This is a genomic window from Shewanella sp. CAL98-MNA-CIBAN-0140 (assembly GCF_040309905.1).
In the GTDB taxonomy this organism is placed as follows: domain Bacteria; phylum Pseudomonadota; class Gammaproteobacteria; order Enterobacterales; family Shewanellaceae; genus Shewanella; species Shewanella psychromarinicola.
In genome coordinates this window covers 1-264 of sequence record NZ_JBEOPI010000197.1, presented here as the reverse complement: position 1 = coordinate 264, position 264 = coordinate 1, and the positions used below count along the sequence as shown (strand labels likewise).

1 protein-coding gene is annotated in these 264 nt (G+C 36.4%); it reads right to left on the bottom strand.

What is annotated here, in order from left to right; genetic code table 11:
- Positions 1 to 199, bottom strand: a 199-nt coding sequence (locus AAEY93_RS20735; protein WP_351079570.1) for a DUF6122 family protein, incomplete at its 3' end; no start/stop codon positions are given.
- Positions 200 to 264: the final 65 nt, after the last annotated feature.

The following is a 264-nucleotide window of genomic DNA, read 5'->3' as shown; positions in this document are numbered from 1 at the left end:
AATAAGTATGTAGCGGATGGAAATTAATACTACAACGATTGGGCGAAAAGATAGGTGTCGCTAGCAGATGATCTAAATCAACTAGCATGGTTGCTAATAGGATCAAATAAACTCGCTTATAGTCACTACGAAAAAACATATAGGCGATGATAAACGGCATACCAAAGTGTAGAAAATAATGGATAACGGTTTGAGTCATCGCTTTTTCCGATTTAAGAGGGTGTTTTAAAAAGTGTTCTAAGAGTATCATACACGATCTGAGGT